13 protein-coding genes and 1 pseudogene are annotated in these 20,179 nt (G+C 72.3%); 10 read left to right on the top strand and 4 right to left on the bottom strand.

The features are described 5' to 3' along the window. Nucleotides 1-335: 335 nt before the first annotated feature. Nucleotides 336-1,106 carry a hypothetical protein gene (locus tag IE308_RS07210; RefSeq protein ID WP_190217046.1) on the bottom strand — a complete coding sequence of 257 codons (771 nt, stop codon included), beginning with the start codon at nt 1,104-1,106 and terminating at the stop codon, nt 336-338. A gap of 181 nt (nt 1,107-1,287) precedes the next feature. Then, complete coding sequence (locus tag IE308_RS07205) at nt 1,288-2,976, bottom strand: PucR family transcriptional regulator (protein ID WP_110632342.1); 1,689 nt, start codon at nt 2,974-2,976, stop codon at nt 1,288-1,290. A 363-nt stretch (nt 2,977-3,339) separates the two neighbouring features. Here IE308_RS07205 and IE308_RS07200 point away from each other — a divergent pair, with 363 nt between their 5' ends. The 5 genes from IE308_RS07200 to IE308_RS07180 all read left to right on the top strand — a co-directional run bounded on the left by IE308_RS07200 (nt 3,340) and on the right by IE308_RS07180 (nt 10,327). Further along, a complete protein-coding gene (locus IE308_RS07200) occupies nt 3,340-4,233 on the top strand; it encodes an FAD binding domain-containing protein (RefSeq protein WP_110632345.1) in 894 nt (297 codons plus the stop codon). Next, on the top strand, nt 4,233-4,817 hold the full coding sequence (locus tag IE308_RS07195; protein ID WP_110632348.1) for a (2Fe-2S)-binding protein: 585 nt from the start codon (nt 4,233-4,235) through the stop codon (nt 4,815-4,817). Before IE308_RS07200 ends, IE308_RS07195 begins: the two co-directional genes overlap by 1 nt. Nucleotides 4,818-4,819: 2 nt before the next feature. After that, complete coding sequence (locus tag IE308_RS07190) at nt 4,820-7,207, top strand: xanthine dehydrogenase family protein molybdopterin-binding subunit (protein ID WP_190217045.1); 2,388 nt, start codon at nt 4,820-4,822, stop codon at nt 7,205-7,207. Between the two features lie 264 nt (nt 7,208-7,471). Next, complete coding sequence (locus IE308_RS07185; protein ID WP_190217044.1) at nt 7,472-8,929, top strand: NCS2 family permease; 1,458 nt, start codon at nt 7,472-7,474, stop codon at nt 8,927-8,929. Nucleotides 8,930-9,169: 240 nt separating this feature from the next. Beyond that, nucleotides 9,170-10,327, top strand: a complete 1,158-nt coding sequence (locus tag IE308_RS07180) for an XdhC family protein (protein WP_190217043.1) — start codon at nt 9,170-9,172, stop codon at nt 10,325-10,327. 55 nt (nt 10,328-10,382) lie between these two features. On the opposite strand, the gene IE308_RS07175 is transcribed toward IE308_RS07180, so the two are convergent. Then, complete coding sequence (locus tag IE308_RS07175) at nt 10,383-12,155, bottom strand: hypothetical protein (RefSeq protein ID WP_190217042.1); 1,773 nt, start codon at nt 12,153-12,155, stop codon at nt 10,383-10,385. A gap of 92 nt (nt 12,156-12,247) precedes the next feature. On the opposite strand from IE308_RS07175, the gene IE308_RS07170 reads away from it, so the two are divergent. The 3 genes from IE308_RS07170 to IE308_RS07160 all read left to right on the top strand — a co-directional run bounded on the left by IE308_RS07170 (nt 12,248) and on the right by IE308_RS07160 (nt 16,792). Continuing rightward, entirely contained in the window at nt 12,248-13,708 is a 1,461-nt protein-coding gene (locus IE308_RS07170; RefSeq protein ID WP_190217041.1) for a hypothetical protein, read from the top strand. 127 nt (nt 13,709-13,835) lie between these two features. Then, the gene (locus IE308_RS07165; RefSeq protein WP_190217040.1) at nt 13,836-14,705 is read left to right on the top strand and encodes a serine protease; all 870 of its coding nucleotides are present in this window, start codon (nt 13,836-13,838) and stop codon (nt 14,703-14,705) included. Next, a complete protein-coding gene (locus IE308_RS07160; protein ID WP_190217039.1) occupies nt 14,702-16,792 on the top strand; it encodes a S1 RNA-binding domain-containing protein in 2,091 nt (696 codons plus the stop codon). The genes IE308_RS07165 and IE308_RS07160 overlap by 4 nt, the downstream gene beginning before the upstream one ends. Here the strand turns inward: IE308_RS07160 and IE308_RS07155 are convergent. Continuing rightward, on the bottom strand, nt 16,767-17,231 hold the full coding sequence (locus tag IE308_RS07155; protein WP_190217038.1) for an SRPBCC family protein: 465 nt from the start codon (nt 17,229-17,231) through the stop codon (nt 16,767-16,769). The two genes, IE308_RS07160 and IE308_RS07155, sit on opposite strands and share 26 nt — an antisense overlap. A 167-nt stretch (nt 17,232-17,398) precedes the next feature. Between IE308_RS07155 and IE308_RS07150 the strand changes: the two genes are divergently transcribed. Together IE308_RS07150 and IE308_RS07145 are read left to right on the top strand one after the other, a co-directional pair. Then, on the top strand, nt 17,399-18,388 hold the full coding sequence (locus IE308_RS07150) for an NAD-dependent epimerase/dehydratase family protein (protein ID WP_190217037.1): 990 nt from the start codon (nt 17,399-17,401) through the stop codon (nt 18,386-18,388). 161 nt (nt 18,389-18,549) lie between these two features. Further along, nucleotides 18,550-20,172, top strand: a pseudogene (locus IE308_RS07145) (carbamoyltransferase family protein); the annotation flags it as partial. Nucleotides 20,173-20,179 lie beyond the last annotated feature (7 nt).

Raw genomic sequence — 20,179 nt, 5'->3', positions numbered from 1 at the left:
TCGAGCAGGGGGGACCCCCATCGCCCCAGCGGCACGACTGCCCGCAGCTAAGTGGAAGAGCCGCCCGCGGCGGGAAGGGGACGTGTCGGGGGGTGTCCGCCCGCAGCGGGCGGCGGAAAGTGGCGGTAAGGATTTGACCGACGCAGCGGCGCACCGAGGACGGACACCCCCCGGCGCGGCCCCGACCCACCCACCGGCGGGAGGCGCTACCGCAACCACCCACACACCCGCACGGGCTGCCGCAGGCATTCAGGGGCGCGGGGAACTGCGCGGCCAGCCCCCACCGGCCCGCAGTCGGCGCGAAACAGCAAGCCCCCCCGCCAAGCCGCGCAGCGCTACGCCGCAGCAGGAGGCGTCAGCTGGCGGGCCAGCCATGTCGGCACGCCCCCCAGCAGCCGGAACAACCGCCGCGCCTCCTCCCGCAGCCGCGACGCCTCCGGCTCCGTCTCCGTGTCCGCCAGGGACGCCAGTGCCGGCGCCGTGCCCACCAGGTACCCCAGCTCCTCCCGGATCCGCAGCGACTCGGCGAAGCCCTGCCGCGCCTCCGCCAACTCCCCGTCACGGAGGGCCAGTCCGGCCAGGTGGCGCCATGTGAAGGACAGCAGCAGCGCGTCCGACCCCGCGATCGCCCCCGCGTGCGCGCGCCGGTACGCGGCCCGCGCCGCCTGCGGGGACCGCGTTAGGTTCTCCGCGAGCAACCCGCGCCGGAAGTCCAGCAGGGCCCTCCCCGCACCCCCCGGAGGGATCAGCGCCGCGGCCCGCCCGAGCGCCGCCCGCGCCTCGTCGGCCCGGTCCCGCACGCCGAGCAGCGTGGCGGCGTAGGCCAAGTACCCGCGTTCACAAGCGGCCGCCCCCCGCTCCTCGTCGCCCAGCGCCAGCGCCTCCGCGGTGCGCAGCGCGTCCTCGGCGTCCTCCCAGCCCTGCTCGGTGTACAGGCACCGCTCCACCAGCAGCGCGGCCCGCTGGAGCGCCGCGCCCGGCGTGACCGGGCTCAGCAGGGCCGCCGCGTCGGTCCAGCAGGCGCGTGAGCGCAGCCTCCATACCGCGGTCTGGAGCGGATCGTCACCGGCGGTCGTTCCCGTATCAGACATGGCGGTATGCGCCACGTTGCCCTCCCCGAGCACGCCATCGAGCTTTGAGTGGTGGCGGCATTCCAGCACCAATCACGGCACGGGGCCAAGAGGGTGGGTGAAGGATTTCACAAAGTCGTGGGACACGGAGCCGACTCCCGGCCACCCGCAGCCGGCGCCCGACCGGCGCCCGACCCCCGGCCGACCCCCCGCGACCTCAGCTCATCCGCAGCGCCAGGAAGAAATCCAGCTTGTCCTCCAGCCGCGACAGATCACGGCTCGTCAACTGCTCGATCCGCCCGACGCGGTAGCGCAGCGTGTTGACGTGCAGGTGGAGCCGGGTCGCGCAGCGCGTCCAGGACCCGTCGCAGTCGAGGAACGCCTCCAGCGTCGGGATCAGCTCGGCCCGGTGCCGACGGTCGTAGTCGCGCAGCGGGTCCAGCAGCCGCGCCGTGAACGCGCGCCGCACGTCGTCGGGGACGAACGGCAGCAGCAGCACGTGCGAGGCCAGCTCCTGGTGCCCGGCGGCGCAGACCCGGCCGGGCCGGGCGGCGGCGACCCGGCGGGCGTGCCGGGCCTCCTCCAGGGCGCCGCGCAGCCCCTCCGCCGAGTGCACGGCCGCGCTGACGCCGAGGGTGAGCCGCCCGTCGCCGTCGAGGCCCGCCGTCAGCGGGTCCCGTACGGACCGCAGCAGCTGGTCGGCGAGGACGCCCGTCTCGGAGCCGTCGGCCTCGCCGCCCACCGCGGGCAGCGGGACCAGCGCGATCGCCTCGTCGCCGGTGTGCGCGACGGCGATCCGGTCGGACGGCTCGGGCCCGGTCGACAGCGGGTCGACGAGGACCTCCTCCAGGAGCGACTGGGCGACCGGGCCGCCGTCGATCTCCCCGCCGTCCCACTCCACCCGGGCGACGACGACCTGCCAGTGCGGAGCGGCCCCGAGCCCGGGCAGCAGCACGGGCGCGGCGACCCGCAGCCGGGCCGCGATCTCGGCGGGGGCCGCGCCGGTCTGGACCAGCTCCAGCACCTCCTGCGCGAGCCGCCGCCGCACCGTGCGGGCGGCGTCGCGCCGGTCCCGCTCGACCGCGATCAGCTGGGTGACGCCCTGGAGCAGGTCGAGCCGCTCCTCGGGCCAGTCGGAGGCGTCCGCCTCCACCGCGAGCAGCCACTCCGACAGGACCGTCTCGCGCACGTCCCGGGAGGGCTGCGGGGAGCGCCCGTTGGTCCGGATCGGGAACAGCGAGTACGTCGTCGTACCGAGCGTCACCCGGTGCGGGCCGCGCCGCCCGGTGCGGGTGGCCGCCAGGTGCTCGCCCGCGAGCTGGGCGCACACCTCGCCGGGCAGTTCCGGGCCCGCCGGCTGCTGGCCCCCCGGCTTCGGGCCGGCGATGAGCCGCCCGGTGGGGGAGAGCACCCAGGCGCGCAGGTCCAGGTCGGAGCCGAGCAGGTCCAGGACCACGTCCGGGCCGCCGCCCGCCGGGCCGGAGGTCATCATCCGCCGGTGCCGGTCCACGACCGCCGCGAGGTCCCCGGCGCGCTCGCCGCTGACCTGCCGTACGACGTGCTCGGTGATGGTCGCGAAGGCCACCGACTCGTGCACCGCGAACAGCGGCAGCCGGTGCCTGGCGCAGGCCACCACCAGGTCGTCGGGGACATCGCCCAGCTCCGCCTCGCCGGCCGCCAGCGCGGCCACCCCGGCCTGCACCAGGATCCGGACGAACGGCTCCGAGTCGTCGGCGTCCCGGCGCCAGGCCAGGCCGGTGAGGACCAGCTCACCGCCCGAGAGGTAGCGGCTGGGGTCCCGCAGGTCGGTGGTCATCACGCCCCGGACGGTGCGGTCCAGCTCGTCCTCGCCGCCGAGCAGCCTGAGGCCCAGCGCGTCGGTGTCCAGCAGTGCGCGCAGCCGCATTCTCGTCGCCGCCGTTCTCTGTCTCGAAATCTACGATCGATGGTGTGGGTCCTGTGGCGGTGGGCCGGGCGGACGGGGCGCCGGCCTGCGGAGGGCGGCCCGCGTGGCGCGGACCTGCTGGGTCTGGCGTTTCCACAGGAAAACGCAGAGGTTACTGATGGCCTCCCTTCATACGAATCTACAAGATGACCGTCGTGGCCAGCCAACTCCTTCATGGTTTCGGTGACTGACCCCGGTGGAGTACGGCGCTGTGTACTGGCCCCACTCCACGTGAACAGCACATGAACGAGCCTGGCCCGCCGCACACGGATTGGCTCAAAAGCACGACTTCCAAGAGCACTGAGACGAAGAAGAGAGCCGGTCATGGACTTCCTTCGCCCCGCCAGCTGGGAGGAGGCGCTCGCCGCGAAGGCAGAGCACCCCACCGCTGTGCCGATTGCGGGTGGCACCGACGTGATGGTCGAGATCAACTTCGACCACCGCCGGCCCGAGTACCTCCTCGACCTCAACCGCGTCGGCGACCTCTACGAGTGGGAGGTCGGCGAGGAGAGCGTACGGCTGGGCGCCTCCGTGCCGTACACGAAGATCATGGACAACCTGCGGGCCGAGCTGCCGGGCCTGGCGCTCGCCTCGCACACGGTCGCCTCCCCGCAGATCCGCAACCGCGGCGGCGTCGGCGGCAACCTCGGCACCGCCTCCCCGGCCGGTGACGCCCACCCCGCCCTGCTGGCGGCCGGCGCCGAGGTCGAAGTGGCCTCCGCCGCGCGCGGCACCCGCCTGATCCCGATCGACGACTTCTACACCGGCGTGAAGCGCAACGCGCTCCAGCCCGACGAGCTGATCCGCGCCGTGCACATCAAGAAGGCGGACGGCCCGCAGCAGTACTCCAAGGTCGGCACCCGCAACGCCATGGTCATCGCGGTGTGCGCCTTCGGTCTCGCCCTGCACCCCGAGACCCGGACCGTGCGCACCGGCATCGGCTCGGCCGCGCCGACCCCGGTGCGGGCCAAGGCCGCCGAGGAGTTCCTGAACGCGGCGCTCGAAGAGGGCGGCTTCTGGGACAACGGAAAGATCATCACCCCGTCGGTCGCCAAGCAGTTCGCCGACCTGTGCTCGGCCGCCTGCAACCCGATCGACGACGTCCGGGGCACCGCGAGCTACCGCCGCCACGCGGTCGGCGTCATGGCCCGCCGGACGCTGACCTGGACCTGGGAGTCGTACCGCGGCACCCGCCGCGCCTCGGAGGGAGCTGCGTAATGCGCGTCAACTTCACTGTCAACGGACGTCCGCAGGAGGCCGACGACGTGTGGGAGGGCGAGTCCCTGCTGTACGTGCTGCGCGAGCGGCTCGGTCTGCCCGGCTCCAAGAACGCCTGCGAGCAGGGCGAGTGCGGCTCCTGCACGGTCCGCCTGGACGGCGTGCCGGTCTGCTCCTGCCTGGTCGCCGCCGGCCAGGTCGAGGGCCGTGACGTCGTCACCGTCGAGGGCCTCGCGGACTACGCCAAGCAGCGCGCCGAGCACGGCGGCTGCGCCTCCGGCGCCTGCGGCACCTCCCTCGACGAGGCCCAGCAGTGGCAGGCCAAGGGCACCGACTCGCAGACCGGCGAGGGCACTGAACTCAGCCCGATCCAGCAGGCGTTCATCGACGCCGGCGCGGTCCAGTGCGGCTTCTGCACCCCGGGCCTGCTGGTCGCCGCGGACGAGATGCTGGAGCGCAACCCCAACCCGACCGACGCGGACATCCGCGAGGCGCTGTCGGGCAACCTGTGCCGGTGCACCGGCTACGAGAAGATCATGGACGCGGTCCGCCTGGCGGCCGCACGGCAGGGAGAGGCGGTCTGACCATGGCTTCCCCCAGCGGAACCCCCACGAAGATCACCCAGGGCGCGCAGACCAAGGGCGGCATCGGCGAGTCCACGCTCCGCCCGGACGGCACCCTCAAGGTCACCGGCGAGTTCGCGTACTCGTCCGACATGTGGCACGAGGACATGCTCTGGGGCCAGATCCTGCGCTCCACCGTCGCACACGCCGAGATCGTGTCCATCGACACGGCCGAGGCGCTCGCCACGCCGGGCGTGTACGCCGTCATGACGTACGACGACCTGCCCGCCGAGGTGAAGAACTACGGCCTGGAGATCCAGGACACCCCCGTCCTCGCGCACGGCAAGGTACGCCACCACGGCGAGCCCGTGGCGATCGTCGCCGCCGACCACCCGGAGACCGCGCGCCGCGCCGCCGCCAAGATCAAGGTGGAGTACCGCGAGCTGCCCGTCATCACCGACGAGGCCTCCGCCCTCGCCCCGGACGCGATCCTCGTCCACGAGGGCCGCGACGACCACCACATCGGGCACGTCCCGCACCCCAACATCGTCCACCGCCAGCCGATCGTGCGCGGCGACGTGGCGGAGGCCCGCAAGCGGGCCGACGTGATCGTGGAGGGCGAGTACACCTTCGGCATGCAGGACCAGGCCTTCCTCGGCCCCGAGTCCGGCCTCGCCGTGCCGGAGGAGGACGGCGGCGTCCACCTCTACATCGCCACCCAGTGGCTCCACTCCGACCTGCGCCAGATCGCCCCCGTCCTCGGGCTGCCCGAGGAGAAGGTGCGGATGACGCTGGCCGGCGTCGGCGGCGCGTTCGGCGGCCGCGAGGACCTGTCGATGCAGATCCACGCCTGCCTGCTCGCGCTGCGCACCGGCAAGCCCGTCAAGATCGTCTACAACCGGTTCGAGTCCTTCTTCGGGCACGTCCACCGCCACCCGGCGAAGCTCTACTACGAGCACGGCGCCACCAAGGACGGCAAGCTCACGCACATGAAGTGCCGGATCGTCCTGGACGGCGGCGCCTACGCCTCCGCCTCCCCGGCGGTCGTCGGCAACGCCTCCTCGCTGAGTGTCGGGCCGTATGTCATCGACGACGTCGACATCGAGGCCATCGCCCTCTACACCAACAACCCGCCCTGCGGCGCCATGCGCGGCTTCGGCGCGGTCCAGGCGTGCTTCGCCTACGAGGCGCAGATGGACAAGCTGGCCAAGAAGCTCGGCATGGACCCGGTGGAGTTCCGGCAGCTCAACGCGATGGAGCAGGGCACGCTCATGCCGACGGGCCAGCCCGTCGACTCGCCCGCCCCCGTCGCCGAACTCCTGCGCCGCGTCAAGGCGATGCCGATGCCGCCGGAGCGCCAGTGGGAGTCCAGCGAGGGCGCGGACGTACGGCAGCTGCCCGGCGGCCTGTCCAACACCACGCACGGCGAGGGCGTCGTCCGCGGGGTCGGCTACGCGGTCGGCATCAAGAACGTCGGCTTCTCCGAGGGCTTCGACGACTACTCCACCGCCAAGGTGCGCATGGAGGTCGTCGGCGGCGAGCCCGTCGCCACCGTGCACACCGCGATGGCGGAGGTCGGCCAGGGCGGCATCACCGTCCACGCGCAGATCGCCCGCACCGAGCTGGGCGTGCAGCAGGTGACCATCCACCCCGCCGACACCCAGGTGGGCTCGGCCGGCTCCACCTCGGCCTCCCGGCAGACGTACGTCACTGGCGGCGCCGTGAAGAACGCCTGCGAACTGGTCCGCGAGAAGGTCCTGGAGATCGGGCGCCGCAAGTTCGGCTCCTACCACCCGGCCTGGGCGACCGCCGAACTCCTGCTGGAGAGCGGCAAGGTCGTCACCGACGGCGGCGAGGTCCTCGCCGACCTCGTCGACGTGCTGGAGGGCGAGGCCGTCGAGGTCGAGGAGGAGTGGCGGCACCGCCCGACCGAGCCCTTCGACCTGCGCACCGGCCAGGGCTTCGGCCACGTCCAGTACTCCTTCGCCGCCCACCGCGCGGTCGTCGAGGTCGACACCGAGCTGGGCCTGGTGAAGGTGATCGAGCTGGCCTGCGCCCAGGACGTCGGCAAGGCGCTCAACCCGCTCTCCGTCATCGGCCAGATCCAGGGCGGCACCACCCAGGGCCTGGGCGTGGCGGTGATGGAGGAGATCATCGTCGACCCGAAGACGGCGAAGGTGAAGAACCCCTCCTTCACGGACTACCTGATCCCCACCATCCTCGACACCCCGACCATCCCGGTCGACGTGCTCGAACTCGCCGACGACCAAGCCCCGTACGGCCTGCGCGGCATCGGTGAGGCGCCGACCCTGTCGTCGACGCCGGCCGTCCTCGCGGCCATCCGCAACGCCACCGGCCTGGAGCTCAACCGCACCCCGGTGCGGCCCGAGCACCTGACCGGCACGGCGTAACCAGGAAGTACCGCAAGTCTCTCCGGGCGGCGCACGGAACGTCACAGCCTCCCCGCGCCGCCCGGAGTACCCCCAAGTGCCGCACCGCTCGCGGCACTCGGACAGCACCACCAGCCAGCACCAGATCCTGTTCGTTCGTCTCGGGCCGTCCCCCGGGTCGTGCGGCCGAAGCACCTTCCCAAATCCCGCAGCCGCCCCGAGCGGCGAGAAGCCGTCAGGCGGTTCCTATGCGGGTGCCCCTATGAACCTTGGGAGTAGGCCCACATGACCCAGCAGTCACTGGAGCCGAAGACCGTCGCGGAGGACGCGGGCCACGGCACCCGCGTTCCGGCCGGACGCTCTTGGCTCGACCGGTACTTCCACATATCCCGGCGGGAGTCCACCGTCGCACGTGAGGTGCGCGGCGGCATCACCACCTTCATGGCGATGGCGTACATCCTGCTGCTCAACCCCCTGATCCTGTCCGGCAAGGACGCGGCGGGGGACACGCTCGGCCAGAAGGCCCTGATCACCGCCACCGCGTTCGCCGCGGCCTTCACCACGCTGCTGATGGGTTTCGTCGGCAAGGTGCCCCTCGCCCTCGCCGCGGGCCTCTCCGTCTCCGGTGTCCTCTCCTCGCAGGTCGCGCCCGAGATGACCTGGCCGCAGGCGATGGGCATGTGCGTGATGTACGGCGGCGTCATCATGCTGCTCGTCGTCACCGGCCTGCGCGAGATGATCATGAACGCGATCCCGCTCGCGCTCAAGCACGGCATCACCATGGGCATCGGCCTGTTCATCGCCCTCATCGGCTTCTACAAGTCCGGCTTCGTCCACCAGGGCAAGGCCACCCCGCTCACCCTCGGCCCCGCCGGTGAGCTGGCCGGCTGGCCGGTCCTGCTGTTCGCCGGCACCCTCCTGCTGATCTTCATGCTCCAGGCCCGCAACGTGCCCGGCGCGATCCTCATCGGCATCGTCTCCGGCACCGTCGTCGCCGCGATCCTCAACGCCGCCGGCGTCATCGGCGAGGGCGCCTGGGCCAACGGCGCGCCCGAACTGCACGGCAGCGCCGTCTCCATGCCCGACTTCTCGCTCTTCGGCGACGTCGAGTTCGGCGGCTGGGGCGAGGTCGGCGCGATGACCGTCGGCATGATCGTCTTCACGCTGGTGCTCGCCGGGTTCTTCGACGCGATGGCCACCATCATCGGCGTCGGCACCGAGGCCAAGCTCGCCGACGACAAGGGCCGTATGCCGGGCCTGTCCAAGGCGCTGTTCATCGACGGCGCGGGCGGCGCGATCGGCGGCGTGGCCGGCGGCTCCGGGCAGACCGTGTTCATCGAGTCGGCGACCGGCGTCGGCGAAGGCGCCCGCACCGGCCTCGCCTCCGTCGTCACCGGCCTGTTCTTCGCGGCCTGCCTGTTCTTCACCCCGCTGACGGCGATCGTGCCGCAGGAGGTCGCCTCCGCCGCGCTGGTGGTCATCGGCGCGATGATGCTGATGAACGCCCGGCACGTCGACTGGGCCGACCGGGCCACCGCGATCCCGGTGTTCCTCACGGTCGTCCTGATGCCGTTCACGTACACCATCACCACGGGTGTCGCGGCCGGCGTCATCTCCTACGTCGCCATCAAGAGCGCCCAGGGCAAGGCCCGCGAGATCGGCGCCTTCATGTGGGGCCTGACGGTGATCTTCCTGATCTACTTCGCCCTCCACCCGATCGAGAGCTGGCTGGGCGTGCACTAGGCCGTGTCTTTCGGATCAGCCCGACTCCGGGGCGCGGTGCCTTCATGGTGCCGGTGAGCGGGGCTTGGTGCGTGCAGCTGCAAGGCGGAGGAGGGAGTCGACGCGGCGCGTCGGCGACCGACGACAACGCGGCAGATGTGCGTGCCAAGCCCCGCGGCCCCGGGGTGATCCGAAAGACACGGCTGAGCCCGCCCTTCCGTGGAAACCCTCTCCGCAACCGCCTCCGAAGGAGACCGACAGATGCTGGACATCGCCGAAGAGCTCAACCGGTGGGTCGAGCAGGGACGCGACTTCGCCGTGGCCACCGTGGTGGCCGTCGGCGGCAGCGCCCCCCGCCAGCCCGGCGCCGCGCTCGCGGTGGACGCCGACGGCACGGCGATCGGGTCGGTCTCCGGCGGCTGCGTGGAGGGAGCCGTGTACGAACTGTGCCGGCAGGCGCTCGAGGACGGCGAGACGGTCCTGGAGCGCTTCGGCTACAGCGACGAGGACGCCTTCGCCGTCGGCCTCACCTGCGGCGGCGTCATCGACATCCTCGTCACACCGGTCCGGGCCGCCGATCCGGCCCGGCCGGTGCTCGCGACCGCGCTGGCCGCCGCCGCGCGAGGGGAGGCGGCGGCGGTCGCGCGGATCGTGTCGGGTCCGGCGGAGCTGCGCGGGCGGGCCCTGCTCGTCCGCGCGGACAGCTCCTCCGAGGGCGGCTTCGGCGCCCACCCCGAGCTGGACCGCACGGTCGCCGCGGAGGTGGGCGCCTTCCTCGACGCCGGCCGCACCGGCACCCTGGAGATCGGCGAGCAGGGCTCCCGCTGCGGAGCGCCGCTGACCCTCCTGATCGAGTCCTCCGTCCCGCCGCCCCGCATGATCGTCTTCGGTGCGATCGACTTCGCGTCGGCGCTGGTGCGGATCGGCAAGTTCCTCGGCTACCGCGTGACGGTGTGCGACGCCCGCGAGGTGTTCGCCACCAGGACCCGCTTCCCCGAGGCCGACGAGATCGTCGTCGAGTGGCCGCACCGCTACCTGGAGCACACGGCCGTCGACGCCCGCACGGTCCTGTGCGTCCTCACCCACGACGCCAAGTTCGACGTACCGCTGCTGAAGCTGGCCCTGCGGCTGCCGGTGGCGTACGTCGGCGCGATGGGCTCCCGCCGCACCCACCTGGACCGCAACCGCCGGCTGCGCGAGGTCGGCGTCACCGACCTCGAACTGGCCCGCCTGCGCTCCCCGATCGGCCTCGACCTCGGCGCCCGCACCCCGGAGGAGACGGCCCTGTCCATCGCCGCGGAGATCGTCGCGAACCGGCGCGGCGGCAGCGGCGTCGCGCTGACCGGCGCGCACACGCCGATCCACCACGACACGACGTCGGCGGGGGTGGCGGCGGGGCGGATCGGGTCGGTGGCCTGAGAGGGCCCGCGTCTGGCGCGCTTGTCATGGTCCGGATGCCAGGTGGCCCCAGGTGTCACGGCCCGTCGGCTGACAGCGCTGCCGCCGCCACGCCGACCTCGTCGAGCAGAGCGTCAAGGGCTTCCAGGAGGGCGTCCGTGACGGCGGGCTGCTGCCGGACCAAGTCGTCGTACGGCCCTGGCGTCCGGCGCTGCCCGGGGAGTTCCAGCTCGCCCGCCAAGGTCTCCACCCGGCGCAGGAGGGCCGCCGTCCGCTTCACCCGTTCCCGGGCCTGTGGAGCCTGAGGTCGGCTCGCTGTCATCGGTACCCCGGTCAGGGCGAGTGCGAGATCGGTGGCGCGTACCCGGATCGACTTGGCCAGGGCCCCGAGTGCGTGTTGGCTGTCCGCAGCCGGTAGCTGGCGCCGAGGGCGTTCGAAGGTGTCCCAGATCTCCTTGAGCATGTCCAGGACGGTCGGCCCCGCGGACGGCGGTGCCTGCCGCACACCGGAAGGGAGCCGGGCTGGCAGCGCCTGCACCGACGCGGGCCGCGGCGCAGGCGGAGCGGACTGCGGTGCACGCGGAGCGGACTGCGGTGCCATCGATGCCGTCAGCGCCGGTGCCTCGGCGGGAGGCCGCACACCCTGCTTCTCCAGGTACGCCCAGCAGGCTTCTGCTGCCAGACGGAAGAACCACCGGCGGTCCGTATCGGGGTAGCGTTCGCGCGTGCAGACCATCAGTGCGCACGCCTGGAGCGCCAGGAACCACTGCTGGCGCCAGACCGTGTTGATGCCGATGTGCGGCAGGGCGCCCCAGTCGATCCAGACCTCGCGCACCCGGGTCACAGTGTCGGCCAGCCCCTGCGGGACCAGCGGACCGGAACACTCTGGGCTGTCCGCGGTCAGGGCGACGAGCAGCTCGTCACGGGCGTCGCCGGACAGATGGGGCAGATACAGGTCGGCGATCAGACACACCAGCAGATGGGCGGGGTCCCGGGCCAGCGCCGCCGTCTCGGAGAACCGGGAGAGGTCGATGAGCCAGAAGTCCTCGGCGGAGGCATCCTCGCGGACAGGCACCATGATGTTGCCGGGGTGCAGGTCACCGTGGGCCTGACCGCGCGGGACGAAGCGCAACGTGTACCGGTCCAGGGTCGAACCGCCGTGCAGGGCAAGAGGGTTGGGCAGGGGATGGGCGCTGTCGGGGAAAGTGACCCACTCCTCGCCCGTCACGGCGGTGCCGAAGCACGAGCGGGCCCAGGACCGCAGGGCACTGCCGTCGTCCGCGCGCGCCCCGAGCAGTCCCCGCACGAACTCCGCCCCGGTCGGCAGGGGGAGCGGGCGGCCGAGCTGGTCCTTCTCGCGGGTCGTGGGATTCGGGTTCCAGCCCCGGAGGACCCCCTCGACGATGTGCGCGGCGAGTGCGGGCAGCCGGGGCGTGCGGCCGAGCGAGGCCAGCGTCGCGGTGTCCTCCTTGCCGTCGCCCGCGGGGAACTGGAACATCACCCAGGAGTCACCAAGCCTCCCGGTGCTCATCTCGTCCAGCCGCACGATGTGCCGCTCGGTGAACTCCTCCGTGCCGGGCATCCGCAGATCCAGGGCCGTCAGGTGGTTCTCCGGCTCGGCCGCCGCGTCCGGCGAGGGACCGACCAGTTTGACGATCCGCACACCTCCGGTGCGCCGCCCCCTCTTGACGTTCAGGTAGGCGGAGACGAGCCTGCCACCGCTCCTGCCCGTCTCCAGTTGCTCCGGCCCCTCCAGCTCCAGGCCGTTCTGTGAGAGCCACTCGGCCAGTTCCCGGTCGAGGTCCTCGTCACCGAAGACGACCTGCGCCGGGGAAGGGGTGCGCGTCATCCCTCCAGTATGGCCACGACGATCGCGCTGCGAACGGCCGTGCGGGAGCTGCCCGTTGCTGTGATATGCCAGGGGGAAAAGGGGGATTGGGCATGGCACGCACCTGGGGGAGTCGACGCCGGCTCCGGAACACCGTCCTGTCCGGCAGGGTCGACGCCGCGGCACTCGCCGCCGCGCTCGCCGCCCACGATCCGCAGAGCGGGCCGTTCCACTGTGAGGGACTGCGGGTCACCGGCGTATTCGACCTCGGGCACCGCCGTCTGGAGGCCCCACTCGCTCTCATCGACTGCGTCTTCGAGCTTCCCGTCGACCTGACCGAACTGACCGTACCGTCGCTGGACCTCTCGGGTTCGGTCCTGCCCGCGCTGCGCGCCGACCGCATCACGGTGAGCGGCGAACTGCGACTCGTGGGAGCCCGGTTGGGTGACGGCAGCGAGCAACGCCAGCCCATGACCGACCCTTCCGTCGACGGCACCGGCGCGCGCCGTCCGCGCCGGCTTCAGGAGGACACCGCCGTCGGGACCGTGCAGTTGGCTGATTCGCGGATCGACGGCAACCTGGTGCTGGACGGGCTCACCGTCGCCGACAGCGGCGACTGGTCACTGCTCGCCCCGCGGCTCGCCGTCGGCGGCTCCCTGCACGCCCGCGACCTGACCGCCTCCGGCTCGCTCTACCTGCGGGACGCCCGCGTGACCTACGCCGTCAACCTGCACGCGGCCGACGTCGGCGGCATCGAAGCGACCGGCCTCGTGTGCGGCGGCGGCTTCTACGCGGACTGGGGCTTCCACAGCAGCGGCCAAGTACTGTTGCGGGCCGCGGAGATCGGTGGCGTCGTCACCTTCCACGACGCCGTGCTGGCCGAGCCGGCGGGTGCTTTGCTGCTCAGCCGCCTGCGCGTGCCGCGCCTGCGGCTGGACCTCCGGCAACCCCCGGCCGGGCGGGTGATCCTCCAGGACGCGGCCGTGGACGTCCTGGTGGATGCCGAGGCCACCTGGCCGGGATCCGGCCGGCTCTCCCTGGAGGGGTTCTCCTACCAGCGTCTGGAGACCGAGGTTCCCGTGCAGGTCCGCTCCCGCATCGGCTGGCTGACACGTGACCCCCGCGTGGGAGCCAGTGCCTTCGAACAGCTGGCGAGATCGTACGAGAACGGCGGCGACGAGCGTGCGGCGCGTACCGTGCGCCACGCCCGTGAGCGCCACCTCAGCCGTCAGGACCGGCTGTCCGGGCGGCTGTGGGGTCTCCTGCAGGACGTGCTGTTCGGCTACGGCTATGCTCCGCGCCGCGCCCTGATGTGGCTGCTGACGCTGGTGGCCGCCGGGTCCCTGTGGTTTGCCGGTCATCCACCGGAGCGGGTTGGCGGCGACAACAACCGGGCCTGGGACCCCATTCTGTACAGCCTGGACCTGCTCGTCCCGGTCGCGAGCCTCGGTTACCGCGGCGCCTTCGACCCGACCGGCCCGAGCAAGGTCGTCGCAGTCGTCCTCATCGTCTCCGGCTGGACCCTTGTCACGGCGGTCATCGCAGGGGCACGGCGGGTCCTCGGGCGAGGTTAGGGGTGCGACTAACTTTGTGCACCGATCCGCCCTCACCGATCGCCGGCGGGACCGGGACGCGCAGGGGCGGCGGCCAGTACGCTCGGGGGCGGGGCTGTCGCCTAAGAGTGGGGACCTGAGGTACTCGATGGGGCACGAGGACTACTGGCTGGCCATATCCCGGGACGGGACCCTGCTGGGCGGAGGATTCTTCGTCACCAGGTTCTACGCCCTGACCACCGCGGCCTGTGTGCGCGGGCTGGCTCCCGGCGACGCCGTCGACCTGCACACGGCCACCGGTCTGCCGCTGGAGGGCCAGGTGTTCGAGGTGGCGGACGACATCGGGCTCGCCCTCCTGGGAGTCCGGCCCGACCCGCTCGCCGACTACGCCACTCCGCAGGCCGACCACGCCGTCAAGGGGGACGCCTGGCGGGCGCCGTACCGCCCGAGTCCGGTGGCCGCCGCCCTCATGGGCACGGTCGACGCCGTTGCGCACGACAGACGGGACGGCGACGGCCGTCCGGTGAGCCTCGTGGAACTCACCCCTGAGCGGGGCGCCAACGACTACGGCGGATACGCCGGCGGGCCCGTGGAACGGCGCACGGAAGGCAGGGACGTAGCCGTCGTCGGCATTCTTCTCACGCCCGAAGACGCCTGCCGGTTGCGGGACGGCGCCGAGAACATCCTGACGGCGGGGGCCATCAACAGCGCCGTCGAGGCGTTCCACGCGTTGTCCGCGGAACAACTCATGGGCCTCCTGGCCGGTGTGGAGGAGGTCCCGTCAGCGGCCCTTCCCCCGACCGAGGTGCCGGGCACCACACCTCAGTCGCCGCCGTGCCCGGCCGCGCCCGGTCGAGCCGAGGCTGTGCGGGAGGCGCTCGACACGGGCAGGTTGCTGCTGCGGGCGTTCAAACAGATGGCCGAGGAGAGCCTCGTCGACCCCAGAGACCTGTCGCCCTACCAGATCCGCGTTCTGGAAGAGATCTCCCAGCGTGCGTGGGGGGAGGAAGCCCCGTGATCGACTCCTTCCACGCTGCTGTCGAATGCGCCGAGGAGGCACTGGCCGATCCCGGAGGCTTGCGGTTCGCGCATGTCCCGTCCCTCGTCGCGTTCGTGTCGTCACTCGAGGTGGGTACGCGCCCCGCGGACTGGAGCCCGCATGAACTGGCCTCGGCCGTCCGCCTGAACCGGCTGTTGTGGGAGCTGGGGCTGCGCGGTGAGGCGACAGCGCTGTTCGACACCCTGTACGAACAGTTCCTCGGCGCTCCCTTACCGGCGGCCGAGAGCATTCCGCTCCGCAACGCCCTGGCGGTTGTGGCTACATCCCCGGGGCAGCAGCACAAGATGCGGTCGTTGCTGGTCGCGGCACTGTCGGTCGGCGGTACCAGAGATCCACTGGCGCGGGCCGTGACGCACGCGAACCTCGCCGCCCTGGAGCTGAGCCTCGGAGAAATGATCCTGGCGAGGGACAACCTCGCGGCGGCACGCAGGGAGTTGACCGAGGTTCCTCCCGCGCACTGCCTGGAAGTGCGGGAACTGCTGGACACCTTGGAGTTCCGGTTGGGTGCGGGCTCCCGGCGCGCGCGGCATCTGCCGCAACTCGACGACAGCGCACGAGCGGTGGTGCGCAAGTACGGCGGCAACGACGCACGTTCGTTCCTGGCCGTGGCCGACGCGGCGATGGCCCGGATCGAGGCCGCGGTGGAAGCCTCGGACGCGCAGACTCTGGAAAGAGCGGTCGGGGTCCTGGAAGTGGCCGCTCAGCGGCTGTCCGCCCTGCTGGGCGCCGATCACCCCAAGGCCCTCGGATTACGGGCCGACCTCGCGGCGGTCCATATCGAGGCGGCGCGGGTCGTCCGCTCAGCCGCCCGGCTGGAGCGGGCCGTCGCGGAACTGGCCACGGTCACCGAACGGCTCGACGCCCGGCTGGGGCCCGCGCACCCGCGCTCGGTGGCGGCGCTCGCCAATCTGGTCACCGCCCAGGTGGAGGTGGTGCGGGCCAGGGACGAACCCGGTACAGCCGACCGGACGGCCGAGGCACTGGACGAACAGGTCCGCCGGGCGGGCCGCGTCCTGGGTGAGGCCCACCCGGTGACCCGGCTGGCACGGGCCTCCTGGCTCACCTGCCGCAGGATCGCCGACGGAGAGGAGACGCTAGGAGGGGGCTCGACGCTGCTGCTCACGCTGACCGACTCCTATGGCGACTGGGCGACAGAGGGCGCCGTCTATCGCAGCTACGCGGAGACACTGCGCCGGCTGGGCGACGTCGGCTCTGGGCGGGAGCCCGACTGGTTTCTGGGGAACCACGCCTCCCTGGTGGCCCACACCCTCCAGCGGCTGTACTCGGTGCAGGCCGCCTCGGCACCGAGGCGTTACGGAATCGGGGACCTGGTCATCGGCACCGTCGTGGAGATGGACCAGGAGGGCGCAGTGCTGGAAGTCGGTGCGGGATACGGCTTCGTCCCCGTCGACCAGTACGGCACCCGTCGTGAGGAGATGCGGATCGGTCAGGCGGTCGAGGTCATGGTGACAGACGTCGACCGCCACACCGGCGACTTGATCCTTTCGATGAAGCTGCCGGCCGAGGCGTGGGCCTGGAACGCCGTCGAAGAGCGGTACAGGAGAGGTGAAGCCGTCACTGGAAGGGTGGTACGCGCTGGTCGGGAGGGCCTTGTGCTCCAGATCGCGAGCCATGTGTCCGCTGTTCTGCCCACCCAGCTCATGTGGGGCCAGCCCCGGCAAGGGGGCAGCACCCCGCAGATCCTGCCGGGCACCGAGCTGTCGGCGCACATCGTTCACCTGGACCGGAGGCGCAGGCAGGTGCTGCTGTCCCGCCAGGGTATGTCGATCCGTCATAGGCAGGGAGCGGCTGAGCGGTTCCTCACCACCCTCAGGAGGGGAATGATCCTGCCAGGTACGGTCAGCGCGATCGGACCCTACGGCGCTCTGGTGCACCTGGGGCGCAACATCCACGGTCTGCTCCGCTCCTCTTCCTCCTCCCGGCCGCTGGTCGTCGGGCAGATGGTGGATGTCGAGGTCCGCTCCATCGACCTGAAGCGGTTCCACGTGTCCCTGGCGTTCAAGCAGGAGGCGCCGAAGGACTGAGCCCCTGCCTGAGCAGCCGGTTCACCGCCCTCCCGAACACCCACCGCCCCGCCCCCCGCAGCACCCCGTCGAACACCCCCGGCAGCAGCCGCACGTCCAGTTCCTCGCGCCAGGTCACCCGTGTCCGCCCGCCCGGACCCGGCCGTACCTCGATCTCCGCCCACCCGCGGACCAGGCGGCCGCGCTTCTCCAGGCGGCAGTGGCCCGGTTCACCGCCGGACGGAGGGCGCCACACCGTGACCTCCATGCGGTCGTCGAAGCCGAGGGGGCCGAGGGCGGTGCGGGCGACGAAGACCGTGCCCTCGGCGGTGGGCGGCGGTGTGAGGACCGTGACGCGGGTGAGGGGGACCGCCTGCCCGTGCCGGGGCCAGGTGGTGAGCCTGCGCCAGGCCTCGTCGAGGGGGAGCGGCGCGGTGCGTTCGAGGAGGAATTGGGCCACCTGACGATCTTAGGGATCCAGGGTGCCGCCCAGTGCCCGCTTTCCGCCTCTGATGTGCGGCTTTGCCCTGGCATGTGCATGAATCGGCTGATTGTTCGAGTATGGGGTGAGGTGATGTGGTTACTTGCGACGACACAAGTGATGGCAGAGAGCGAGGAGAGAGCCCCATGACCGTCCCCACACGCGTCCAGGGGGGCGGGCGCACCCGGCAGCGGGTCCTGGTCACCGGGGGAGCGGGATTCGTCGGATCCCATCTGTGCGCCCGGCTCCTCGACAGCGGCTGCGACGTCGTCTGCCTGGACAACCTGGCCACCGGCTCCCGCGCCAACGTCGCCGACCTGCACCGGCACGGCGCCGCCTTCTGCTTCGTGCACGGCGACGCCACCGACCCCGCGGCCTGGCGGGCGCTGCCCGGCCGGTTCGACCTCGTGTTGCACTTCGCCTGCCCCGCCTCGCCCGCCGACTACCTGCGGCTGCCGCTGGAGACCCTCGACGTCGGCGCCACCGGCACCCGCCTCGCCCTGGAGCGCGCCCACGCCGACGGCGCCCGCTTCCTGCTCGCCTCCACCTCCGAGGTGTACGGCGACCCGCTGGTGCACCCGCAGCCCGAGGACTACTGGGGCAACGTCAACCCCGTCGGGCCGCGCAGCGTGTACGACGAGTCCAAGCGTTACGCCGAGGCCCTGGTCACCGCCCACCGGGCGGTGCACGGCACCGACGCCGCCATCGTCCGCATCTTCAACACCTACGGGCCCCGCATGCGCACCGGCGACGGCCGCGCCGTGCCCACCTTCATCGCGCAGGCCCTCGACGGCATGCCGCTCACCGTGGCCGGCGACGGCGCGCAGACCCGCTCGCTGACCTACGTCGACGACACCGTCGACGGCATCCTCGCCCTCGCCGCGTCCGGCGAGACCGGGCCCGTCAACATCGGCGGCGCCGACGAGATCACCATGCTGGAGCTGGCCCGGACGATCATCAAACTGACCGGTTCCGCGTCGCGTATCCGGTTCGTGGAGCGGCCGGTCGACGACCCGGGCCGGCGCCGCCCCGACACCCGCCTCGCCCGTGAGCTGCTCGGCTGGCGGCCGCGCGTGGAGTGGACCGAGGGGCTGCGCCGCACGATCGGCTGGTTCTCGCGGTCCGTCGCCGCCTGAACGCCCTCACACGGCTCACCCAGCGCACCCGCGCGCCCCTTAAAGAGTGATTGATGGGCACTTTTCGTGCCGAGTTGTCTCCAAGTGTTTGAGACAGCAGCCCCCGCGGCACCCGGCGAGTCCGGAGCCCGCGACCCGCCTCCCGGGACGGAGCACACCGCATGCGCATCCTTGGAATCAACGCCCTGTTCCACGACCCGGCCGCCGCCCTCGTCGTGGACGGCCGCACCGTCGCGGCGGCCGAGGAGGAGCGGTTCAGCCGCCGCAAGCACGGCAAGCGGCCCCTGCCGTTCTCCGCGTGGGAACTGCCCGAACTGTCCGCGCGCTGGTGCCTGGAGTACGGCGGTCTGCGCCCCGACCAGCTCGACGCCGTCACCTACTCCTTCGACCCGGCGCTCGCCCGCCCGGCCGCCGAGCTGGGCCTGGACGACCCGTGGGACCCGCTGCGCCTGGAGTACGCCCGCCGCGCCCCCGAGTTTCTCGCCGAGGCCCTGCCCGGCCTGGACCCCGAGCGCGTCGTCTTCGTGCCGCACCACGTCGCGCACGCCGCCTCCGCCGGAGTGGCCTCCCCGCACCCCGACAACGACGTCCTGGTCCTCGACGGCCGCGGCGAGTCCGCCTCCCACCTGGCCGGACGCTACCGCGACGGCAAGCTCGACCCGCTGCGCACCCAGGCCCTGCCGGACTCCCTCGGCCTGGTCTACGAGGAGCTGACCCAGTACCTGGGCTTCCTGCGCAGCAGCGACGAGTACAAGGTCATGGCGCTCGCCTCCTACGGCACCCCCCGCTTCCTGGACCGGCTGCGCGAGCAGGTCCACGCCACCGGCGACGGCGGCTTCCGCGCCCACGGCGTCGACTTCGCCGCGTTCGCCCCGCCCCGCGCCCCCGGCGAGCCCTGGACCCGCGACCACGCCGACCTCGCCGCGAGCACCCAGGCCGTCCTGGAGGAGGTCCTGCTCGACCTCGTGCACTGGCTGCACCGCGAGGCCGGCGGCGACGCCCTCACCATGGCCGGCGGCGTCGCCCTGAACTGCGTCGCCAACTCGAAGATCGCCGCGCGCGGGCCGTACCGGCACGTGTGGGTGCAGCCCGCGGCCGGGGACGCCGGTACGGCGCTCGGCGGCGCCCTGCACCTCGCCGAGGACCCCGAGCGGATGCCCGGCGCCGACCTCGGGCGCGGCTGGAGCGACGAGGAGCTGCGCACCTGGCTGGAGACGGCCGGCGTGCCCTACGAGCGCCCCGACGACATCGCCGGGACCGTCGCCGAGGAGCTGGCCCGGGACGGCGTCGTCGCCTGGTTCCAGGGCCGCAGCGAGTACGGGCCGCGCGCCCTCGGGCACCGCTCCCTGCTCGCCCATCCCGGCCGCGCCGAGAACCTGGAACGCCTCAACCACGTCAAGGGCCGCGAGGAGTTCCGGCCGGTCGCGCCCATGGTCCTCGCCGAACGCGCCGCCGACCTGTTCACCGGGCCGCTGCCCAGCCCGTACATGCTCTTCGTGCACGACGTCGCCGAGGAGTGGCGGGCGCGCATCCCGGCCGTCGTGCACGTCGACGGCACCGCCCGCATCCAGACCGTCGACGCCCGCGAGGAACCCCTCGTCGCACGCATGCTTGCTGCCTTCGAGCGCCGAACCGGACTGCCCGTCGTGGTGAACACCAGCCTCAACACCGCCGGACGGCCCATGGTCGACGACCCGCGCGACGCGCTGGAGTGCTTCGGCTCCGCGCCCGTGGACCTCCTCGCCATCGGACCGTACGCGGTACGCCGCGGCCGGGCGTACGCCGCCCCGG

Source organism: Streptomyces griseosporeus (assembly GCF_014656055.1).
In the GTDB taxonomy this organism is placed as follows: domain Bacteria; phylum Actinomycetota; class Actinomycetes; order Streptomycetales; family Streptomycetaceae; genus Streptomyces; species Streptomyces griseosporeus.
Note: the sequence above shows the minus strand (reverse complement) of the source record. Positions and strands in the feature narration are given on the sequence as shown.

Bases quoted from the DNA above. Each gene is read 5' to 3' on its own strand.
- IE308_RS07205 (WP_110632342.1), bottom strand. From the start codon at position 2,976: ATGCGGCTGCGCGCACTGCTGGACACCGACGCGCTGGGCCTCAGGCTG.
- IE308_RS07200 (WP_110632345.1), top strand. From the start codon at position 3,340: ATGGACTTCCTTCGCCCCGCCAGCTGGGAGGAGGCGCTCGCCGCGAAG.
- IE308_RS07195 (WP_110632348.1), top strand. From the start codon at position 4,233: ATGCGCGTCAACTTCACTGTCAACGGACGTCCGCAGGAGGCCGACGAC.
- IE308_RS07190 (WP_190217045.1), top strand. From the start codon at position 4,820: ATGGCTTCCCCCAGCGGAACCCCCACGAAGATCACCCAGGGCGCGCAG.
- IE308_RS07185 (WP_190217044.1), top strand. From the start codon at position 7,472: ATGACCCAGCAGTCACTGGAGCCGAAGACCGTCGCGGAGGACGCGGGC.
- IE308_RS07180 (WP_190217043.1), top strand. From the start codon at position 9,170: ATGCTGGACATCGCCGAAGAGCTCAACCGGTGGGTCGAGCAGGGACGC.
- IE308_RS07175 (WP_190217042.1), bottom strand. From the start codon at position 12,155: ATGACGCGCACCCCTTCCCCGGCGCAGGTCGTCTTCGGTGACGAGGAC.
- IE308_RS07170 (WP_190217041.1), top strand. From the start codon at position 12,248: ATGGCACGCACCTGGGGGAGTCGACGCCGGCTCCGGAACACCGTCCTG.
- IE308_RS07165 (WP_190217040.1), top strand. From the start codon at position 13,836: ATGGGGCACGAGGACTACTGGCTGGCCATATCCCGGGACGGGACCCTG.
- IE308_RS07150 (WP_190217037.1), top strand. From the start codon at position 17,399: ATGACCGTCCCCACACGCGTCCAGGGGGGCGGGCGCACCCGGCAGCGG.